Source organism: Polynucleobacter sp. 78F-HAINBA (assembly GCF_018882325.1).
Taxonomy (GTDB): Bacteria; Pseudomonadota; Gammaproteobacteria; order Burkholderiales; family Burkholderiaceae; genus Polynucleobacter.
In genome coordinates this window covers 20,088-39,822 of sequence record NZ_JACVOQ010000014.1, presented here as the reverse complement: position 1 = coordinate 39,822, position 19,735 = coordinate 20,088, and the positions used below count along the sequence as shown (strand labels likewise).

The 19,735-nt window shown below is 46.8% G+C and carries 19 protein-coding genes; 7 read left to right on the top strand and 12 right to left on the bottom strand.

The window, feature by feature from the left end:
- Nucleotides 1-158: 158 nt before the first annotated feature.
- Together ICN11_RS10445 and ICN11_RS10440 are read right to left on the bottom strand one after the other, a co-directional pair.
- Complete coding sequence (locus ICN11_RS10445) at nt 159-425, bottom strand: hypothetical protein (RefSeq protein WP_216230320.1); 267 nt, start codon at nt 423-425, stop codon at nt 159-161.
- Between the two features lie 30 nt (nt 426-455).
- Nucleotides 456-1,277, bottom strand: coding sequence for a mechanosensitive ion channel family protein (locus ICN11_RS10440; RefSeq protein WP_216230319.1), 822 nt, complete (start codon nt 1,275-1,277; stop codon nt 456-458).
- A 170-nt stretch (nt 1,278-1,447) separates the two neighbouring features.
- Between ICN11_RS10440 and ICN11_RS10435 the strand changes: the two genes are divergently transcribed.
- Complete coding sequence (locus tag ICN11_RS10435) at nt 1,448-3,502, top strand: autotransporter outer membrane beta-barrel domain-containing protein (RefSeq protein ID WP_216230318.1); 2,055 nt, start codon at nt 1,448-1,450, stop codon at nt 3,500-3,502.
- Here ICN11_RS10435 and ICN11_RS10430 read toward each other — a convergent pair whose 3' ends face one another.
- The 10 genes from ICN11_RS10430 to ICN11_RS10385 all read right to left on the bottom strand — a co-directional run bounded on the left by ICN11_RS10430 (nt 3,503) and on the right by ICN11_RS10385 (nt 13,606).
- Nucleotides 3,503-4,048 carry a C40 family peptidase gene (locus tag ICN11_RS10430; protein ID WP_216230317.1) on the bottom strand — a complete coding sequence of 182 codons (546 nt, stop codon included), beginning with the start codon at nt 4,046-4,048 and terminating at the stop codon, nt 3,503-3,505. It abuts the gene before it with no gap.
- The gene (locus ICN11_RS10425; RefSeq protein ID WP_216230316.1) at nt 4,029-5,702 is read right to left on the bottom strand and encodes a PhoH family protein; all 1,674 of its coding nucleotides are present in this window, start codon (nt 5,700-5,702) and stop codon (nt 4,029-4,031) included. The genes ICN11_RS10430 and ICN11_RS10425 overlap by 20 nt, the downstream gene beginning before the upstream one ends.
- Before the next feature lie 234 nt (nt 5,703-5,936).
- The gene (locus ICN11_RS10420; protein ID WP_216230315.1) at nt 5,937-6,404 is read right to left on the bottom strand and encodes a peroxiredoxin; all 468 of its coding nucleotides are present in this window, start codon (nt 6,402-6,404) and stop codon (nt 5,937-5,939) included.
- A gap of 47 nt (nt 6,405-6,451) precedes the next feature.
- Nucleotides 6,452-7,369: a polysaccharide deacetylase family protein gene (locus tag ICN11_RS10415; protein ID WP_216230314.1), complete on the bottom strand. Its 918-nt coding sequence runs from the start codon at nt 7,367-7,369 to the stop codon at nt 6,452-6,454.
- Between the two features lie 12 nt (nt 7,370-7,381).
- Nucleotides 7,382-8,428, bottom strand: coding sequence for a bifunctional UDP-4-keto-pentose/UDP-xylose synthase (locus ICN11_RS10410; RefSeq protein ID WP_015421563.1), 1,047 nt, complete (start codon nt 8,426-8,428; stop codon nt 7,382-7,384).
- Nucleotides 8,429-8,473: 45 nt separating this feature from the next.
- Nucleotides 8,474-9,343: a formyltransferase gene (locus tag ICN11_RS10405; RefSeq protein ID WP_216230313.1), complete on the bottom strand. Its 870-nt coding sequence runs from the start codon at nt 9,341-9,343 to the stop codon at nt 8,474-8,476.
- Nucleotides 9,344-10,315, bottom strand: a complete 972-nt coding sequence (locus ICN11_RS10400; protein WP_216230312.1) for a glycosyltransferase — start codon at nt 10,313-10,315, stop codon at nt 9,344-9,346.
- Between the two features lie 31 nt (nt 10,316-10,346).
- Nucleotides 10,347-11,519, bottom strand: coding sequence for a DegT/DnrJ/EryC1/StrS aminotransferase family protein (locus ICN11_RS10395; protein WP_216230311.1), 1,173 nt, complete (start codon nt 11,517-11,519; stop codon nt 10,347-10,349).
- Between the two features lie 15 nt (nt 11,520-11,534).
- Complete coding sequence (locus ICN11_RS10390; protein ID WP_216230310.1) at nt 11,535-13,229, bottom strand: glycosyltransferase family 39 protein; 1,695 nt, start codon at nt 13,227-13,229, stop codon at nt 11,535-11,537.
- A complete protein-coding gene (locus ICN11_RS10385; RefSeq protein WP_216230309.1) occupies nt 13,229-13,606 on the bottom strand; it encodes an MTH938/NDUFAF3 family protein in 378 nt (125 codons plus the stop codon). Before ICN11_RS10385 ends, ICN11_RS10390 begins: the two co-directional genes overlap by 1 nt.
- 79 nt (nt 13,607-13,685) lie before the next feature.
- On the opposite strand from ICN11_RS10385, the gene ICN11_RS10380 reads away from it, so the two are divergent.
- The 6 genes from ICN11_RS10380 to moaE are packed head-to-tail and all read left to right on the top strand — an operon-like array spanning nt 13,686 to nt 19,696.
- The gene (locus ICN11_RS10380) at nt 13,686-14,945 is read left to right on the top strand and encodes an aminotransferase class I/II-fold pyridoxal phosphate-dependent enzyme (protein WP_216230308.1); all 1,260 of its coding nucleotides are present in this window, start codon (nt 13,686-13,688) and stop codon (nt 14,943-14,945) included.
- A complete protein-coding gene (locus ICN11_RS10375) occupies nt 14,942-16,252 on the top strand; it encodes a homoserine dehydrogenase (protein WP_216230307.1) in 1,311 nt (436 codons plus the stop codon). The genes ICN11_RS10380 and ICN11_RS10375 overlap by 4 nt, the downstream gene beginning before the upstream one ends.
- An 8-nt stretch (nt 16,253-16,260) precedes the next feature.
- Nucleotides 16,261-17,703 (top strand): threonine synthase, encoded by a 1,443-nt coding sequence (gene thrC, locus ICN11_RS10370; protein WP_216230306.1) that lies wholly within the window; start codon nt 16,261-16,263, stop codon nt 17,701-17,703.
- Between the two features lie 15 nt (nt 17,704-17,718).
- Nucleotides 17,719-18,960, top strand: a complete 1,242-nt coding sequence (gene glp, locus ICN11_RS10365; RefSeq protein WP_255539939.1) for a gephyrin-like molybdotransferase Glp — start codon at nt 17,719-17,721, stop codon at nt 18,958-18,960.
- A gap of 18 nt (nt 18,961-18,978) precedes the next feature.
- Nucleotides 18,979-19,236, top strand: a complete 258-nt coding sequence (gene moaD / locus ICN11_RS10360) for a molybdopterin converting factor subunit 1 (protein WP_216230305.1) — start codon at nt 18,979-18,981, stop codon at nt 19,234-19,236.
- A 1-nt stretch (nt 19,237) separates the two neighbouring features.
- Nucleotides 19,238-19,696 (top strand): molybdopterin synthase catalytic subunit MoaE, encoded by a 459-nt coding sequence (gene moaE, locus ICN11_RS10355; protein ID WP_216230304.1) that lies wholly within the window; start codon nt 19,238-19,240, stop codon nt 19,694-19,696.
- The last annotated feature ends 39 nt before the right edge of the window (nt 19,697-19,735 follow it).

Below are 19,735 nucleotides of genomic sequence, written 5' to 3'. Positions count from 1 at the left end.
CTGAGGTAGCCCCCAGACCTTAAATACTCAGTAACCACTTTTAGCTTGAACTGAGTGCTGTGTTTGCTCATGAAGCTGACCCCTTTGAGTTGGATTTAGTGTCCAACTTTTGTGGGTCAGTTCAAATGCGAGGCTTTTTAACTTAATACGAAAGGTATTCACTTGCCGCCTTCACACTTCTTAATAGACGCAGCTTTAGCAGCCCCATACAGCGGCTTGCCATCCTTGCTTACTGCCTTAGCTTCGCAATCGTTTGGCTTAGCATCACCCATACATTTTTTAATAGATGCATCTTTAGCTGCGCCATAGAGTAGCTTACCTTCTTTGCTTACTGCCTTAGCTTCACAAGCGGCTTGATCAGCAAAAGCAATAGATGGAATTGCAAAGCTAAATGCAATACTTAAGGCGATGATGATTTTCTTCATATTCACTTCTCCTGGTTGGTTGCTGCAAAATTAACTTTGTTTCATGATCATATTTTGTGATGCCATTGGCGCCGGGAAGCCAGCCGCAGTAAGGGATTCGCTCATTACGCGGTTGCTGTCAAAATAGACCTGCCAGTAGTGATTATTGTTGCAGTAAGGGCGCACGGCCAATACTGGACCAACTAAATTGAATTCCAGAATATTCACTTCAACAGCTGGGTCTTGTAGTACGTTGGGAATAGAGGCAATCTTTTCACGCAAGAGCTTCATGGCAGCCTCTTGGTCAGCTGCACCAGATAGTTGGCATTTAAGATCAACTCGACGATAAGGGCTGTGGCTAAAGTTCTGAATGGTGTCACCCAAAATTTTAGTATTGCCAATCATGGTTGCAATGTTATCTGGCGTATAGATGGTGGATGAAAATAGGCCAATCTCTTTAACAGTTCCAGTTACACCGCCAGCGGTAATGAAGTCACCAACCTTAAAAGGGCGCAACACAATTACAAATACACCCGCTGCGAAATTGGAAAGTAAGCCTGCCCATGCCGCACCAATCGCAACGCCGGCAGTAGCAATTAAGGCTGCAAAGCTAGTCGTCTGAATGCCGAAATAACCCAGAATTCCAATGACTAGAAGAATATTTAAGGTTACGGAAACAACTGAACCCACATATCGCAGAATGGTTGGGTCTAATTTTTGACTTTCAAGCCCTCTACGAATCACCTTCAGGGCAATGCCGATCAACCAGCGACCAATAACCCAAAATGCAATGGCAGCCAAAATCTTGAGACCAATATCTGTTGCGGCAGTCACCAAAATTTCTTGAATACGATTTAAATCTATTGCGTTCATTACTTCATTTCCATTTTTATTAAAGACAAAATTAAATAAACCATTGTTTCGATTATTTCTAATAACTATATATAAGGATATTAGCTTAAGGGTTAATAGATATTAACTTTATAGCTAATTATTATTAGAGACCGCTAAATTGAGTTTCAAACTCATGCCAATTTAAAGCTATGAAATCAAAAACATTACAGAAAAATTTAATTGAGGCTGCAATAATTGCAGCTCTAACGGGTTTATCCAACATTGTATTGGCTCAATCTACAGGTGGTTGCGATACTTATGCGCCAAATACCACTAGCGGATCTTCTCAAGTTGTGACTTGTACCAGTGGAGTTACTCCAGCTGCTACTGCTGGAGTTATTTCCACGCAAAATACTACGACTGTTGGTAATAATGTCACCGTAAATGTTGTCAATGGAACTTCTTTGGTCATTGATGGTGCAACAATTGGCATTGGAAGTGGTGCCCGCGTCAGTAACCATGGAAATTTAAATACTGGCTCAATGCAAAATGGTTATGGGATATCTTCAGGGTCCAATGGGAGATCGCAGGCCGGAAACAATATTTTTACCAACGAGTCTGACGGCACTATTTACACCCGCGGAGGTAATGCTGCGGGTATGTATATTAGCGCCACTAATGCTTCATCAGCTGCTAATTCGTTAACGAATGCAGGTGCTATTCAAACTGACGGCGCTGGTGCCGCAGGTATGCGCTTGGTATCCGGCTCCACTTCAAGCAGTGTTGTGAACTCCATTGTTAATAGTGGCACCATTATTACCAATGGCTCAGCAGCCCATGGCGTTCAGTTATCAGGAGTTGGCGCTGTTACCATCGTTAACAGTGGAACAATCACAGCTAATGGATCAAATGCGTTTGGTATTTATAGCGCTGGAAATATCACAGCGCTGACCAACTCTCAGGGCGGATCATCCCCACTAACATTCTCTGGGGTGTTGCCTACTAATTACAATGCGACCATCGCAAGCCCAACTGTTTACGGTAAGTTGGATGCGAGCAATGGTGCTGTAACAGGTGTGATGAATTTTTCGATTGCTAGCGCATCAACCGTTTCTGCTACAACATACTCCACCGTACTTTCAGGTATCAAGGTAAATAATCTAGGGAATTCCTATGGCACTATTTCCATTGGCGGTACCCAATATCAATGGGCTTTGGTGCATCGTATTAATGGGTCTGCTGATCAGACTGATTTGGTATTGAGTACTGTTGTGCAACCGAGCCTAGTAGCGCTCGAGGAAGTACTTGCTACACAATCTTATTTAATTGCACCGATTGAGTCCGATACTCAAGTTGCTCTTTCTTCAGTGGGTGCAGCTCTTCAAGGTCTTTTTGCCACCCAGTCGGCTGGGGTGATTAATGGCATGAGTTATGACTGCTCGCTATTTGGGGCTAATAATGTTTGCGTATCAGCGGGTGGGCGATTTACTAATGTGAGTGCTTATCCATACAACAATAGCAGTGCGCTGATTGTTGGAGCCTATCGCTTATCAAATAATCTGCGATTTGGTGGGTACCTCGACCAAAATCTTTCGCAAAGCACTCCCGGTGGAATTGCGCAATTAAATAACGGCAGTCCAATGGTTGGGGTATTCGGTGTTTGGTCACAAAATGTCGATGGCACTGGTACGGAGGCGAAGCTTTCTGCGGGATATGCGAATAAAGGCGCTACTATCACGCGTCCGGTAGTGGGTGTATCTGAGGCGGGATCAGGATCAACTTCATTAACATCTCAAGGCATTCTCGGATTGCTCAAATACGGATTGGGTATAGGCGATAAAACAATTCTCTCGCCCTATGCCGGGATGCGCTACCTTGTGGGAGGAATGGGTGGATATAGTGAGGGTCAATCCAACACTGTTTCCAGTCCATTAAGTTACAACGCTATCAATAACTACACGACCACTGTACTCGCAGGGGTTTCTGGAGTTCATAAGTTAAGTGAAAAAACAAGCTTGCTTGCAAGCGCTGGCGTAGAAAAAGATACCAATGCTAATGTTGGAAATTTAGCGACCACTGGCAATGGTTATTTCAATATTGCCATGAATAATAATTACCGAAGTACAAGACCAACGGCAAGTTTGGGTGCTTTTCATGATCTTGGCATCAATGAACGTATCGGAATTTCAGCTATCTATCGTCAAGAGGCTTATCAAGCACTTACCTCAACTACAGTAATGGCTACATACACGGTTGGTCTGTAACTAGTTCTGTGTATTTACTGAAGTTAGTCTTCTTGCCTCAGTAAATCTAGCTGCCCAGTAGGGCGTAGTGATGTACTCCAGGCGCACGGTTCCTCCAGCGCTTGGGGCGTGTACAAATCTGCCTTGACCCACGTAGATCCCTGCGTGGGAATACTTTTCACCGGTGGTGTTAAAGAAAATCAGATCACCTGGTGCGGGCGGTTGGTTTTCAACACTTTGACCTTTGGCGCTCATTTCTTGAATAGTTCGCGGTAGCTTGATATTGGCTGATTTCTGGTAGACGTAAGCAATCAGCCCACTGCAATCAAATCCACCCTTCGGATTATTTCCGCCATAGCGATAGGGCACGCCAACTAAACCTACTGCAGCAATGGAGATGTCCTCTGTGCCTACGCTAGTATCTTGCTTGAATTGAGAAACTTTGGCCGCATTATTTTTTGAGCCAAAGCTTCCGCACCCTGAGAGTGATAGTAGGGTACAAATAAAAATGCCGCACCCCATGAGAGTGCGGCATGAGAGGGTTTGCTTAGAGTGCGTCAGCAGCATGATCCGCAAGACGTGAACGCTCGCCGCGGGCTAGGGTCACATGTCCACCATGACGCCAGCCTTTGAAGCGATCCACTACATAGGTAAGACCAGAAGAGCCTTCGGTTAAGTAAGGTGTATCGATCTGCGCAATATTGCCTAAACAAACAATCTTCGTACCTGGACCTGCTCGGGTAACCAAGGTCTTCATTTGTTTAGGGGTTAAATTTTGCGCTTCATCAATAATTACAAACTTACTCACAAAGGTTCTGCCGCGCATGAAGTTCATGCTCTTCACTTTGATGCGTGAACGAATTAGCTCCTGAGTGGCTGCACGACCCCATTCGCCGGCACCATCCTCATTGCGTTGCAATACCTCAAGGTTGTCGTCAAATGCACCCATCCAAGGTTGCATTTTTTCTTCCTCAGTACCTGGTAAGAAGCCAATATCTTCACCAACAGGAACGGTGGCGCGGGTAATGATAATTTCGTTATAGCGCTTACTGTCTAGAACTTGCTCTAGGCCAGCAGCTAATGCCAGCAAGGTTTTACCAGTACCTGCTTGACCCAATAGTGTGATGAAATCCACATCAGGGTTCATGAGCAGGTTCATGGCGAAGTTCTGCTCGCGATTACGCGCAGTCACACTCCACACATTGTTCTTCTGATGCGAAAAGTCTCTTAAGGTCTGGAGGAGGGCAGTCTTGCCGTTAATTTCTTTTACTTGAGCGTAGAAAGGTGTAGAGCCATCTGGGTTTTCTTGATAGACAAATTCATTGACTAGCATGCTCGGAACTGAAGGGCCGGTTACGCGATAGAACATCGTTCCGGATTTACCATCAGCCCAGCTTTCCATATCTTTGCCATGCTTTGGCCAAAAGTCTGCTGGTAATGCCATGACTCCGGAATACATCAAGTCACGATCTTCTAGTACTTGGTCATTAAAGTAATCTTCAGCTGGCAAGCCTAAGGCGCGTGCCTTAATGCGCATATTGATATCTTTGGATACCAACACCACCTCTTGGCCTTTACGGGTCTTTTGTAGCTCACTAACAACTGCCAAGATGAGGTTGTCGCCTTTACCTTCAGGTAGTCCCTCAGGCAGTGCCTGGGTAGTGAGTTTGGTTTGGAAAAAGAGTCGACCAGAGACATCCTGGTTGCCCAGCTTATTGAGTGGGATGCCTTCATCCAACGTGCCACTAGTGCCAGCAACCAATTGATCTAAAGAGCGGCTGACGGTACGAGCATTACGAGCAACCTCTGTCATCCCCTTCTTATGATTATCCAATTCCTCCAAGGTAGTCATTGGCAGGAAGAGATCATGCTCGGAGAAGCGGAACAGGGAGCTTGGATCATGCATTAATACATTGGTATCCAAGACAAAGAGACTTGGAGGTCCGGTGCGAATAATGCGCTTTGGTTTCTCCGGAACACTTGATGCTCTTTTATCGCTGCGCTCATTGCGTTGTGCAACTGGACTACGATCACTTTTAATTTTCTCAAGCGCTACTTCAGCGGCAGAGAGATCCTCTTCAGCATCTGTTGCCCAATCTGGCGCATGGCTTTCCATCACAACAGTTTTTGCTGGTGCAGGGCGCTTCTTTAAGTTTGGAGTGTCCTTACTGCTAATTTTTACTTGGCCAGCAATTTGAGTTGGGATTGGGGGCAATGGCATGCAGACTCTCCTAAAAGAAAAAACCGTCAAGCGGATTGCATTGACGGTTTATAACGAAACTGGGTGCAAAACGATCTGTAAAACGGCGGGGGTTGTTTACCGAGCCTGTACTTAAATATTCAGGCTGATGAGTCAAACGGATTGTTAGACTTTCCCGTCGTTTACGGTGCATATAAACAACTTTACCCCAAATTTTGGGCTTTGCAAGTACCCCGGATTAAATTAATTTAAAAATTATTTAGCGGCTTGAGCTGCTTGTAATACCTCTGTCACATGTCCTGGAACCTTGAGGCCGCGCCACTCTTTAACGAGCTTGCCTGAGGAGTCAAAGAGGAAGGTGCTGCGCTCTACACCGCGTACCTGCTTGCCATACATATTCTTGAGCTTCATGACGCCAAAGAGCTGACATAGGGTTTCTTCGGTGTCGGCAACGAGCTCGAATGGCAGCCCAAGTTTGCTGCGGAAGTTGTCGTGCGATTTGAGGCTATCTCGAGATACGCCAACGATTAAGGTATTGGCTTTAGTGAAGGCATCAATGTTATCCCTGAATTCACCAGACTCGGCGGTGCAGCCAGGAGTCATATCTTTTGGATAAAAGTAGATAACTAGCTTTTTGCCTTTAGCTGAATCTGGCGTAAAAGTTAATCCCGATGTTGCTGGGATTGCGCACTGGGGCATTGGCTTGCCGATTTCTACTGTCATGATGGTCTCTCTAATTAAACTTTATGTAATACGTATTCTGATGCCACTTAAACTGCTTGCAAAATGAGTTCGCCACTTCGGTTGGGGATCTCCCCCCAAGTTACTGGCTGCACTGCTATTTTATCGAGTTGCTTGGTGGCTTCCCAGGATTGATGTAGTTCGCCCATCGTGACCAGATCGTGACCTTGGTTTAGCCATCCAGCGAGCAATTGCTCAAAGGCGGGGAGCAGCTTTTGGCCTTCTAGTTCTGCATGCAAGGTAAATACCTGATCATTTGGATTGCTTTGGGTGATTTCCAAGAGCTTCTTTACGGCGCCAAACTCGTCGGCATCATCAATACCAATCAATTCATCAAAGGTGGGTAATGTCGTTGGGTACTGGACATGTTTAGCTTTACCAGAGGGTAGATCAAAGCGATAAGGCATTAAGTTAGGTTCAGCTCTGCCATCGGAAGAATATTTAATGCCCCATTGATCGAGTTGCTCGAAAGCAGCCTCATTCATTTGCCAACCAGCAGCACCATAAGTAACTGGCGTATGCCCAAAGATCTCCACAAAACGATCCCAGCTTTTTTGCATCTGCGCTTTAGTCCATTGAGCATCGCGATTACGCACGGCATCTTGCCAAGCCACATGATCCCAAGTATGAATACCAGTCTCATGACCTGCCAAATCAATTGCACGCATTTCGGCGGCTGCTTGTTTGCCAATATCGGGTCCAGGTAAGAGGACGCCGTAGAGCAGGGTTTTAATACCGTAATGCTCCACAACAGAAGTACGGCTCACCTTCTTCAGAAAGCCCGGCTTAAAGACCCGCTTGAGAGCCCAGCCTGTGTGATCGGGCCCTAAGCTAAACAGGAAGGTGGCCTTGAGGCCAAAACGTTCAAGCGTACGCGCTAGATTGGGGACGCCTTCTTTGGTGCCGCGTAAGGTATCAACGTCTACCTTGAGAGCAATCTTAGCCATGAACCTCTGTGCTTATTCGTTATCAACCAAGTGACGTGCTTTTTCCACATCTTCACGATAGGCTTCGAAAATATTCTTCAGCGCGTCGCTCATATTGGTGGTTGGCTTCCAGCCTAATTCACTCATCGTGTTATCAATTGCAGGAACACGGTTTTGAACGTCTTGGTAACCTTCGCCGTAATAAGCGCCAGAAGTAGTTTCTACAATCTTCACTTCATTGGCTGTCTTTGCATACTCTGGAATGCTGCGAGCGATTTCCAGCATCTGATTAGCCAGTTCGCGAATAGAGTGATTGTTCTTTGGATTGCCGATGTTGTAGATCTTGCCGTTAGCAACACCATCTTTATTGTCGATGATGCGCATTAGGGCGTCGATACCATCATCAACATAAGTGAAGGCGCGTTTCTGAGCGCCACCATCAACCACGTTGATGGATTCGCCGCGAACGATATGACCTAAGAACTGAGTCACTACGCGTGAGGAGCCTTCTTTTGGTGTGTAGATACTGTCTAATCCAGGGCCAATCCAGTTAAATGGACGGAAGAGGGTGAAGCGCAAGCCCTCCATGCCGTAACCCCAAATTACACGATCCATCAATTGCTTGGAGCAAGCGTAGATCCAGCGTGGCTTATTGATTGGACCGTAAACCATATTGGATTTAGCGGGATCAAATTCACCATCTTCACACATGCCATAGACTTCAGACGTCGATGGAAATACCAAATGCTTTTTGTATTTAACAGCTGAGCGAACGATAGGTAGGTTGGCTTCGAAGTCGAGTTCAAATACTTTTAATGGTTGCTGAACGTAAGTCGCTGGTGTCGCAATCGCTACCAGGGGCAGAATGACATCGCATTTACGAATGTGATACTCAACCCATTCTTTATTAATGGTGATGTCACCCTCAAAGAAGTGCATGCGGGGATGGTTTACTAAATCACCAAGGCGATCGTTTTGCATATCCATGCCATAGACATCCCAATCGGTTGTTTCAAGGATGCGCTTTGAAAGGTGGTGACCAATAAAGCCGTTTACGCCAAGAATGAGTACTTTTTTCATCTTTACTGCCTCGTATTTAATCTAAAGGGTGCTGCTTTTAATTTGTTAGCTAGTTGCTGGGAACCAGTCCAGTATCGCTACCGCTCTCTGGTCGCCACAAACGCCGAATACCTGATTATCAACCACTTGGATGCCAGAAGCCTGAAGATCTAGCTGCTCCGGAAATGGCCCTTCTGGGCTGGTACGAGCCACGATCATGCGCTGACCTTGCCAATCGGTAAAAGCCCCGGGATAAGGGGGTGCAACGGCTCTGACGAGGTCGTGAACCTGCTGAGCAGTTTGATGCCACAGAATTTGCCCATCCGCAGGCTTTCGGCCTCCAAAATAGCTTCCCTCAGCTAGATTATTGGGTTTTCTGGGTATTTGGCCCTGAACAAGTTCTGGGAGGACCTGGTTCATTACGGCAACAGCAGCCTGGCTAACTTTGCCAAAGACTTCCGTGGCGGTTTCATTGGGGGCAATGGGGACTGCTGATTGACCAACGATATCGCCTGCATCTGGTTTGACTTCCATGATGTGCAATGTGGCGCCAGTCTCGGTCTCCCCATGAAGGATGGCCCAATTTACTGGAGCGCGGCCACGATACTTCGGCAAAAGTGAGCCGTGCATGTTTAGTGCGGCAATTTTGGCGCATGCCAAGAGCTCCGCCGGAATCATGTGGCGGTAATAAAAAGAGAAGAGGTAGTCGGGGGAAAGCTTTTGGATTTGCGGAATCAAATCCATCAACTGATTTGCATTTGGTGTGATGTAAGGAATCTTTTTTTCCTCACAGAGCTTGGCAACACTCCCAAACCAGACATTCTCATTGGGATCATCCTGATGCGTAACAACTAGATCAATCTGAATGCCTGCACCCAGTAATGCCTTAAGGCAATTAACGCCAACATCGTGATAAGCAAAGACGACTGCGTGCAATTATTTTTTCTCTAAAACAGTTTGCACAACATATCGTGGACGCTCGCGAACTTGTTGGTAGATGCGGCCAATGTATTCACCGAGTAAGCCAAGGCCAAATAGCATTACACCAATCAAGAAGAAGGTAAGAGCGAATAAGGTGAAGACGCCTTCAACCTCAGCGCCCAGTACAAAACGGCGGACCAGGAGGTATATAAATAGGGTGCCCGCAGCCATTGCCAGCAACATTCCCAGGATTGAGAAAATCTGCAAAGGCATTACGGAAAAGCCAGTTACCAAATCAAAGTTCAAGCGAATGAGTTGATAGAGGCTGTACTTGGATTCACCAGCAAAACGCTCTTCGTGCTTGACGCTGATTTCTGTCGGGTTGGATGCGAATGTGTAAGCCAGTGCCGGAATAAATGTATTGCTTTCATCACACTGACGAACGAGATCTACGATGCGACGGCTGTAGCCGCGAAGCATGCACCCTTGGTCAGTCATCGTGATGCGGGTAATTTTCTCGCGCAAATGATTCATCGCACGGGAAGCAAATTTTCTGAAGAAGCTATCGCGACGATCCGCACGAATGGTGCCGACGTAGTCATGACCTTTGAGTAATTCATTTACCAAGGCGTCAATTTCTTCAGGGGGATTCTGTAGGTCTGCATCCAGCGTGATGATGTATTCACCACGGGAGTATTCAAAGCCAGCCATGATCGCCATATGCTGACCAAAGTTGCTATGAAATAACACTGCGCGAGTTACATCAGGGCGCAATTCAACTTGTTTGGCTAGGATGCCGGCGGAGCGATCTTTACTGCCATCATTCACAAACACCACTTCATAAGCAATCTTGCGCTTGCTAGCCATGACATCCAGTGCAGGATATAGGCGATCAAAAAGAGCTTGAAGACCATCTTCCTCGTTGTAAACGGGAATGACAATACTGAGCGCGGGATTGCAGGCTTGGGTAGCTAAATTTGCAGTCATGCTGCAATTTTGCCTGATTCCGCTCTTGATACTAGTTTTTGCGATGTTTCTTCAGAATTTCAGTCAAAGCACTAGCTATACGGCCAATATCTTCATCTGCCATGCCCGGAAAGAGGGGCAAGGTCAAAATAGAGCGGCCAATACGTTCTGCGACTGGAGTAGCTTCAACTTTGTAACCGAGCTTTTGGTACAGCGTAAATCCAGTAATAGCCGGGTAATGAACGCCAGTGCCAATACCCAAATCTTTGAGTTCAGTCATCACTTGCGCACGATCTACATTCAGTTGATCGAGTGGAAGTACAACTTGAAACATATGCCAGTTGCTATCGGTGAAGTTTTCCACTGGCAGTTCTAAATTGAGATTAGCTAGTCCGGCGGATTTCATTTCATTGCGAATGGCATCAAAGTACTGTTTGGCTAATGCACTTCTACGCGCCTGAAATGCTGGCAGCTGTTTGAGTTGATGTAGACCAATCACAGCATTCACATCAGTCAAATTATCTTTGCCGCCTAAAACATCTACATCCATGCCATCCATACCCTGGCGGGTAAGGCCTTGAAGGCGAAACTTCTCTGCGAGCTTCGTCTCATCAGCATTGTTGAGAACAAGGCAGCCGCCTTCAATGGTGGATAAATTTTTATTCGCCTGAAAACTAAAACTCACAAGATCACCAATGCTGCCAATCTTTTGGCATTTCCACTGCGAACCAAAAGCTTGCGCTGCATCTTCAATCACGCGGAGCTTATATTGCTTAGCCAAGTCATAGAGCTGATCCATATTGACAGGCAGCCCCGCTAAATAGACGGGCATGATGGCTCGCGTCTTCGGTGTAATTGCTGCGGCCAGTTTGCTTAAATCAATATTGCGAGTGACGGGATCGATATCCACAAAGACAGGCGTTGCACCAACACTCAGAATGACATTGGAAGTAGCTACCCAAGAGATTGGGGTGGTAATGACTTCGTCACCCGACCCAATACCAGCAACCTGGAGAGCGATTTTCATAGTGGCAGTGCCATTGGCAAAGCAACGAACGGGACGGCCACCAAAGTATTCACTCAGGGTAGCTTCAAACTCCGCCAGTTTCGGTCCTGAAGTTACCCAACCAGAGCGCAATACCTCTGCAACCGCATCAATCGTTTCTTGGTTGAAGTGTGGGCGCGTAAAAGGAATGAAAGGCAGGGAGTTTTGAGTGACTGACATGGGAGCCTTAAGAATTTATTGTGCAGAGTTACTGAGTGATTCTGGGTGTTTAACAATGACGCGCCGAGAATCTCTCCCCACTTCTTGCATTGGGGCATTGAGTTTTTGCAGTTCAACAAATTGCTCTGGAACCATGAGTGCGTAAGCGGTTTGATCTTCTTTCCAACGTTCGATAAAAGCATCAAAGGTGGAGATCCACAACTCAGGTTCTTGCTTCACGCCAAACTCAAGTTCATCTGGGGACTCCACCATGATCATGGTTCTACCGAGGTAGAAGGGTACTGTGTGATCGAGGATTCTGATTGAATAGAAGTTCACCTTCTCTGGAATGCCCGCTTTAACTTGTTCAACTAAATCTATACCTGAGACTGCGCGACCCAGAGTCTCATGGCCTGTGCCTGCGATGATTGCACAGAGAAAAAAACCAGAAGCAAAACTAGTAATGCTGCTCAAACCATTGCGCTTACTTTGCGCCAACGCTAGCAGGCTAAATGCAAGCAATGCGACCAGCGCTGCAATGATCCAATAAGTGTATTGCGCGTAGGATTCAATTTCATCTGGTCTTGCTTGTTTGCCAACGGCATCTAAAAAGAAAAATCCAACAGCCCCTAAGACTGCAAAGAAGAGAGCTTGCAATTTCCAAGGCAATCCCAGTGAATTGCTAAAACCCAGATTGCGGTCTAAGCGATGACCTACAAGCATTGCTAACGCCGGAAAAACTGGAATGATGTAGCCAGGTAATTTCGATTGAGACACGCTAAAGAAGCCCATGATCACCGCAAACCAGCAGGTGAGTAACCAGCCACTAGAGAATTCGCGGTTACGCTCCCGCCAAGCCTGAGCAAGGGCTCCAGGGGTTTGCGCAATCCATGGCAAAAAGCCTAGCAGCAGTAATGGAATGAAGTAATAAATTGGACCCGTTCTACTATGCGCTGTTTGCGTAAAGCGTTGCAGGTGTTCATGAATAAAAAAGAACTCTAGAAATTCTGGATTCCGTTGTGCCACCAGAACAAACCACGGTGCAGTAATTGCTAAAAATAAAATCGTGCCACTAATGATGTGCAGGCGTTTCCAAATCTTCCAGTCCCATGCAGTAATGGAGTAAACAATGAAGACCATGCCAGGGATGGCAACTCCGATGACGCCTTTAGATAACGTTGCTAAGGCCATGAAGGCCCAGCAGGCCCACATCCACTTTCTAGTGTAATTTGAGTTATGAGAAGTTTGCGCCAACAAAAGGCTGCATAGTGCAGCGACTAAAAAAGCTGACAGTCCCATATCTAGGGAGTTGATATGCCCACCAATCACCCACATTGGGCTGGATGCTAAAGCGATTGCAGCCAACCAGCCTGCTCGTGCGCTGTAGACACGTGCACCAGTAAAGCCAATAAATACTATTGTCAGAAATCCAGTGAGTGCAGTCCACAAGCGCGCTTGCCAATCGCCGATGCCAAAAAGATTAAAGGCGGTGGCGGTAGCCCAAATTTGTAATGGGGGTTTTTCAAAATACTTGTAACCGTTGTAGCGTGGGGTGACCCAATCTCCTGTGACGAGCATCTCGCGAGCAATCTCGGCATAACGTCCTTCGTCAGATGGGATGAGGTGACGGTAGTTGAGGGTGCCAAACCAGAGTAAGGCGTATATCAGGACCAGAATCAAAATAGACGCTGGGTTGAGGGCGCTTGACTGCCGAATTTGGCCAAATTGCATTAGGCGGCTTCCACAATGAGGGCGAGAAGAACTTGGCGACCTTCGCCTACAAGAATGTTGTAGGTGCGACAAGCTGCTTGAGAATCCATCACTTCAAAGCCAATCTTGGCCTCTATGAGGGTCTTGAGTAACTCGGGCTTTGGAAAGCGCTGGCGTTTACCAGTGCCAATAATGATTAATTCAGGCTGGAGAGAGGCCATTTGCATGAAATCTGCTGCACCCAGGTCTTCAAAGGACTTTATGGCCCATTCGAGGATTTCGCCGTCGGAACTCAATAAAACTGCGTGACTATAGGGGATCTTATTGATCTCAATGTAGCCATCGCCGTAACCGGTGATCGTATTGGCTCCGGAATGGGGGTCAGATTGAAGCTTCACATGGACTCTCTGTCATAATTATGAGGATTATAGCTAGCTGTTTTTTCCTAGATTTCAAGAACTTACCCTTTAATTTATTGTGAAACCGATCCTAAAGTCCGAAAAACTCAATCACGTCTGTTACGACATTCGTGGACCCGTGCTGGAGCTCGCTCAGCGCATGGAGGAAGAGGGTCACAAAATCATCAAATTAAACATCGGAAATGTGGGTGTTTTTGGTTTTGATCCTCCAGAAGAGATTCAGTTGGACATGATTCGCAATTTGGGTAATGCCTCAGCGTACTCCGATTCCAAGGGAATCTTTGCGGCTCGTAAGGCCATCATGCAGTATTGCCAAGAAAAAGGCATCCAGGGCGTTACTTTGGATGACATCTATACCGGCAATGGCGTTTCTGAATTAATCGTCTTAGCAATGAACGCATTGCTGAACAACGGCGATGAAGTTTTGGTACCAGCTCCTGACTACCCACTATGGACAGCTGCTGTCAGCCTATCTGGCGGCACGCCAGTTCATTACTTGTGTGATGAGTCTAAGGAGTGGGCCCCAGATCTAGCAGATTTACGTAAACGAATTACGCCGCGCACTAAAGCGATTGTGGTGATCAACCCCAACAATCCAACAGGTGCAATTTACTCAAAAGAAGTATTGACTGAGTTAACTGTAATTGCGCGTGAGCATGGGCTTATTCTGTTTGCTGACGAGATTTACGACAAGATGTTGTACGACAAGGAGAAGCACATCTCTTTGGCATCTTTATCTACCGATGTAGTCACTATCACTTTCAATGGTTTATCTAAGAACTATCGTTCTTGCGGCTACCGTGCTGGCTGGATGGTGGTTTCTGGGGACAAAGAGATGATTCGCGATTACATCGAAGGTCTGAATATGCTGTCCTCAATGCGCCTGTGCGCCAATGTGCCAGGCCAGTACGCCATTCAAACGGCATTGGGCGGCTATCAAAGTATTAATGATTTGGTAAATGAAGGTGGTCGCTTAGCTAAACAGCGTGATCTTGCCTGGAAACTCATTACAGAAATCCCTGGCGTGACTTGCGTCAAGCCGAAGTCCGCTTTGTACTTATTTCCAAAACTCGATCCTGAGATGTATCCGATCGAAGATGATCAGCAATTTGTAGCTGATCTTTTGAAAGAAGAAAAAGTTTTATTGGTTCAGGGCTCCGGCTTTAACTGGGGCAAGCCGGATCATTTCCGCGTAGTGTTCTTACCTCATGAAGATGTGCTGAAAGAGGCGATTGGTCGCCTTGCACGTTTTCTAGAGCGTTATCGTCAAAAACATAGTCGTAAAGCGACTAATTCAACAGCAACAAAGGCATCATGAAACCGATTCAAGTTGGTCTATTAGGCATTGGCACCGTAGGTGGTGGCGTATTTACTGTTCTCGAGCGCAACCAAGATGAGATTCTGCGTCGTGCTGGTCGTGGCATTCGTATTAATACTGTTGCTGATCTAAATGTAGAGCGTGCCAAAGAGTTGGTCAAGGATCATGCTCAAGTAGTGAGCGATGCTCGTGCAGTCATTAATAATCCTGAGATTGATATCGTTGTTGAATTGATCGGTGGTTACGGGATTGCTAAAGACTTGGTACTAGAGGCAATCGCTGCTGGTAAACATGTCGTGACTGCCAATAAGGCTTTGATCGCTGTACATGGCAATGAGATTTTTAAGGCTGCCCATGAGAAGGGTGTCATGGTTGCGTTTGAAGCGGCTGTTGCTGGTGGTATTCCCATCATCAAAGCGCTTCGTGAAGGCTTGACTGCAAACCGTATTGAGTGGATCGCCGGCATCATTAATGGCACAACCAATTTCATTCTTTCTGAGATGCGCGACAAAGGTTTGGACTTTGCGACCGTATTAAAAGAAGCGCAGCGTTTAGGTTACGCAGAAGCGGATCCTACATTTGATATTGAAGGTGTAGATGCTGCCCACAAGGCAACCATCATGAGTGCGATTGCATTTGGTATTCCAATGCAATTTGAGAAAGCCCACGTTGAAGGCATTACGAAGTTAGATGCCATCGATATTAAATATGCAGAGCAGTTGGGTTATCGCATTAAGTTGTTGGGCATTGCCAAGAAGACAACAACTGGTGTTGAGTTGCGCGTTCACCCAACTTTGATTCCGACTAAGCGTCTTATCGCAAACGTTGAAGGTGCTATGAATGCCGTTCAGGTGTTTGGTGACGCTGTAGGTACTACGCTCTACTACGGTAAGGGTGCAGGCTCAGAGCCAACCGCCTCCGCTGTGATTGCCGACTTAGTGGATATCACGCGTTTGTTGAGTGCAAGCCCTGAGAATCGCGTTCCTTATTTGGCATTCCAGCCTGATGCAGTGCGCGATATCACTGTGCTACCAATGGGCGAGATCACTACCAGTTATTACCTACGTTTGCGCGTTGCAGATCAAGCCGGCGTATTGGCTGACATCACAAAGATTTTGGCAGCTCACGGCATCTCGATTGATGCGCTCTTGCAAAAAGAAGCCGACGAAGGTGAAAGTCAAACTGATTTAGTGGCACTAACTCACGAGACCAAAGAAAAGCACATGCTGGCAGCGATTCAGGAAATTCAGAATCTGAAAACTGTTGCCGGTGAAGTGGTGAAGATCCGTTTAGAAAATCTGTCCTAATACAAATCATGCGTTACCAATCCACTCGGGGCAATAGCCCACAGCAATCCTTTTTAGAAATCTTGCTTGGCGGATTGGCGCCAGATGGCGGCTTATATCTGCCTACTGAGTACCCTCAAGTTACTAAAGAGCAGTTAGATTCTTGGCGTGGATTGTCTTATGCTGATCTCGCTTATGAGGTCTTGAGCCTCTATTGCGACGACATTCCTGAGGCAGATTTACGCTCCTTGTTGCGCAAGACCTATACAGAGCAGGTCTACTGCAATGGTCGCCCTGAAGATAATGCTAATGACATTACTCCATTGCATTGGCTGGGCGAAGAGCAGGGGACTCGTATCGGCTTATTGAGTCTGTCTAATGGACCAACATTGGCATTTAAAGATATGGCGATGCAGTTGCTCGGCAATCTCTTTGAATACGCGCTTAAGAAAAAAGGTCAGAAACTCAATATTTTGGGCGCGACTTCTGGCGATACCGGTAGTGCTGCTGAATATGCCATGCGCGGCAAAGAGGGTGTGAAGGTATTTATGCTTTCACCGCGCGGCAAGATGAGTGCTTTCCAATCCGCTCAGATGTATTCCTTGCAAGACCCTAATATTTTTAACCTGGCGGTAGCTGGTGTATTTGATGACTGCCAAGATATTGTCAAGGCAGTCAGCAATGACCATGCCTTCAAAGCAAACAACCAAATCGGTACCGTGAACTCGATTAACTGGGGCCGTGTGGTTGCCCAGGTGGTTTACTACTTCCAAGGATATTTGCTCGCGACAAAATCAAGCTCTGAAAAAGTCTCTTTCACTGTACCTTCTGGCAACTTTGGCAATATCTGCGCTGGCCATATTGCCCGCATGATGGGTTTGCCAGTTGCGCATTTGATTGCCGCTACCAATGAGAACGATGTTCTTGATGAGTTCTTCCGCACAGGCGTTTACCGTGCACGTAAGTCTGCTGAAACTTTGCATACCTCTAGCCCGTCCATGGACATTTCAAAGGCAAGTAATTTTGAGCGCTTTGTATTTGATCTTATGGGTAAGGACGGTACGGTAACTGCTGGCATGTTCAAGCAGGTAGACGAAGCGGGTGGCTTTGATATTTCTAAAGACGCCGTCTTTAAAGATATTGCGAAGTATGGATTCCAGTCTGGTCGCAGCACTCATGAAAACCGCCTTGAGACGATTCGCAATATTGACTCACAGTATGGCGTAATGATTGATACACATACGGCCGATGGTGTAAAGGTTGCTCGTGAGCATTTACAAGCAGGTATTCCGATGATTGTTTTGGAGACTGCCTTGCCTATTAAGTTTGAAGAAACGATTGAGGTGGCGTTGGGTCGTCCTGCAGAGTGCCCAGCAGCATTTAAAGATATCAAGTCAAAGCCACAGCGCGTTGAAAATATCGATGCTGATGTCAATCAAGTGAAAAACTTCATTACTGCCCACGTCAATTAACTCAGAAAAAGTACTATGACCAAGCCTCCGATGTTGACTGCTCAGCAGGCTTTAGATCATCTGCTGTCCAATGCAAAAGCTGTAGGTGAGAGTGAGACGGTTGCCATGCAGGCTGCTCTTGGCCGTGTGCTTGCGGAAAACGTTAACAGCTTGGTAGATGTGCCCCCACTCGATAACACCTCAATGGATGGTTATGCGGTGTGCACTGCGGACACCCAAACTCCTGGAAGCACCCTCAAGATTGCGCAGCGTATTCCGGCGGGCTCGATGGGTATGCAGCTAGAGCCAGGCACTGCTGCCAGAATCTTTACTGGAGCTCCAGTTCCTCCGGGTGCTGATGCCGTTGTTATGCAGGAAGATTGCGCCATTCCGGAGGGCTCAACTGATCAAGTGCAGGTCAATATTGCGCCAACATCAGGTCAATGGATACGTCGAAGAGGTGAAGACCTCACTGCAGGCAAAACAGCTCTAACTGCGGGTACTTATCTGAGACCACAAGAATTAGGTGTTGCGGCGTCTGCTGGCTTAACGCATTTGAATGTAAAACGTAAAGTCAGGGTTGCGGCATTTTTCACTGGTGACGAACTTTCTCTACCAGGAGAGCCACTCAAGCCGGGCGGTATTTACAACTCCAATCGCGATACTTTGTTAACTTGCATTAAATCCTTGGGATGTGATGCTACTGACTTTGGAATAGTTCCCGACAGTCTTGAGGCCACCAAAGAAACGCTTCGCAAAGCCAGCAAAGATCATGATTTGATTATTACTTCTGGTGGTGTATCAGTTGGCGAAGAGGATCACATCAAACCTGCGGTGACTGCTGAGGGTAGGTTGGATCTCTGGCAGATTGCCATTAAGCCTGGTAAACCTCTGGCTTTTGGTGCTGTGCGCAAATCAAGTGAGAGCCAGGATGGAGAGACTTGGTTTATTGGGCTTCCCGGAAATCCAGTGTCTAGTTTTGTGACATTTCTCCTATTTGTACGTCCATTTATTCTGAAGCTACAGGGGCGAGATGCAGGCATGCCACAGTCCTATCTAATGCGAGCTGACTTTGATTGGCTCAAAGGGGATCGTCGCAATGAATTCCTGCGCGTCAAGATCAATGCGCAGGGTGGGTTAGATCTATTCCCCAATCAAAGCTCTGGCGTACTTACAAGCGCTTCATGGGGTGATGGCTTGCTGGATTGCCCACCAGGACATACCTTTAAAGCGGGCGAGCTAGTGAAGTACATCCCGTTTAACGCACTCCTCGCATAACCGTATTACGATTCCCTTATGAAACTCGAATTACGATTCTTCGCCTCATTAAGAGAGGGCCTTGGACTTTCTGGTGAGAGCATCACTACGCCGCCGGAAGTGAAAACCATTGCTGACTTAAGAGGCTACCTTGCTCAGCGAGGCAATCCTTGGGCAGAAGTATTGTCTGGTACTAAGGTGATTCGTTGCGCTTTAAATCAAGAGATGGTGGCTGATTCCACTCCACTGGTTGAGGGTGCTGAAGTCGCATTCTTCCCCCCGGTTACGGGTGGCTAAGATGCAAAACGATTTCATCCGGATTCAAGAGCAAGACTTTGATCTCACGACTGAAGCCAAGGCACTCCGTCAGGATGACGCGCGAGTAGGTGCCGTAGTGACTTTTGTGGGTACTGTCCGCGATATGAATGACGGCAGTCAAGTTAAAGGTATGACGCTGGAGCACTATCCCGGCATGACAGAGAAGTCCCTAGAGGAAATCATCAAGCAGGCTAGAGGCCGCTGGGATCTTTATAGAACACTAGTAATTCATCGAGTGGGACCACTTCTGCCTGAAGATCAAATTGTTTTGGTGGCTGTTACTAGCGCTCATCGAGGTGAAGCATTTGCAGCTTGTGAGTTCATCATGGACTACTTAAAAACAGCGGCCCCATTTTGGAAAAAAGAAGAAACCCCGGAAGGCAGTAAGTGGGTTGATGCTCGCGTGACTGACGATGCTGCAATGGCGCGTTGGAAATAATTTGGCGCACCGCTATTTAGCCTAAAGGCTAGCTCAAGA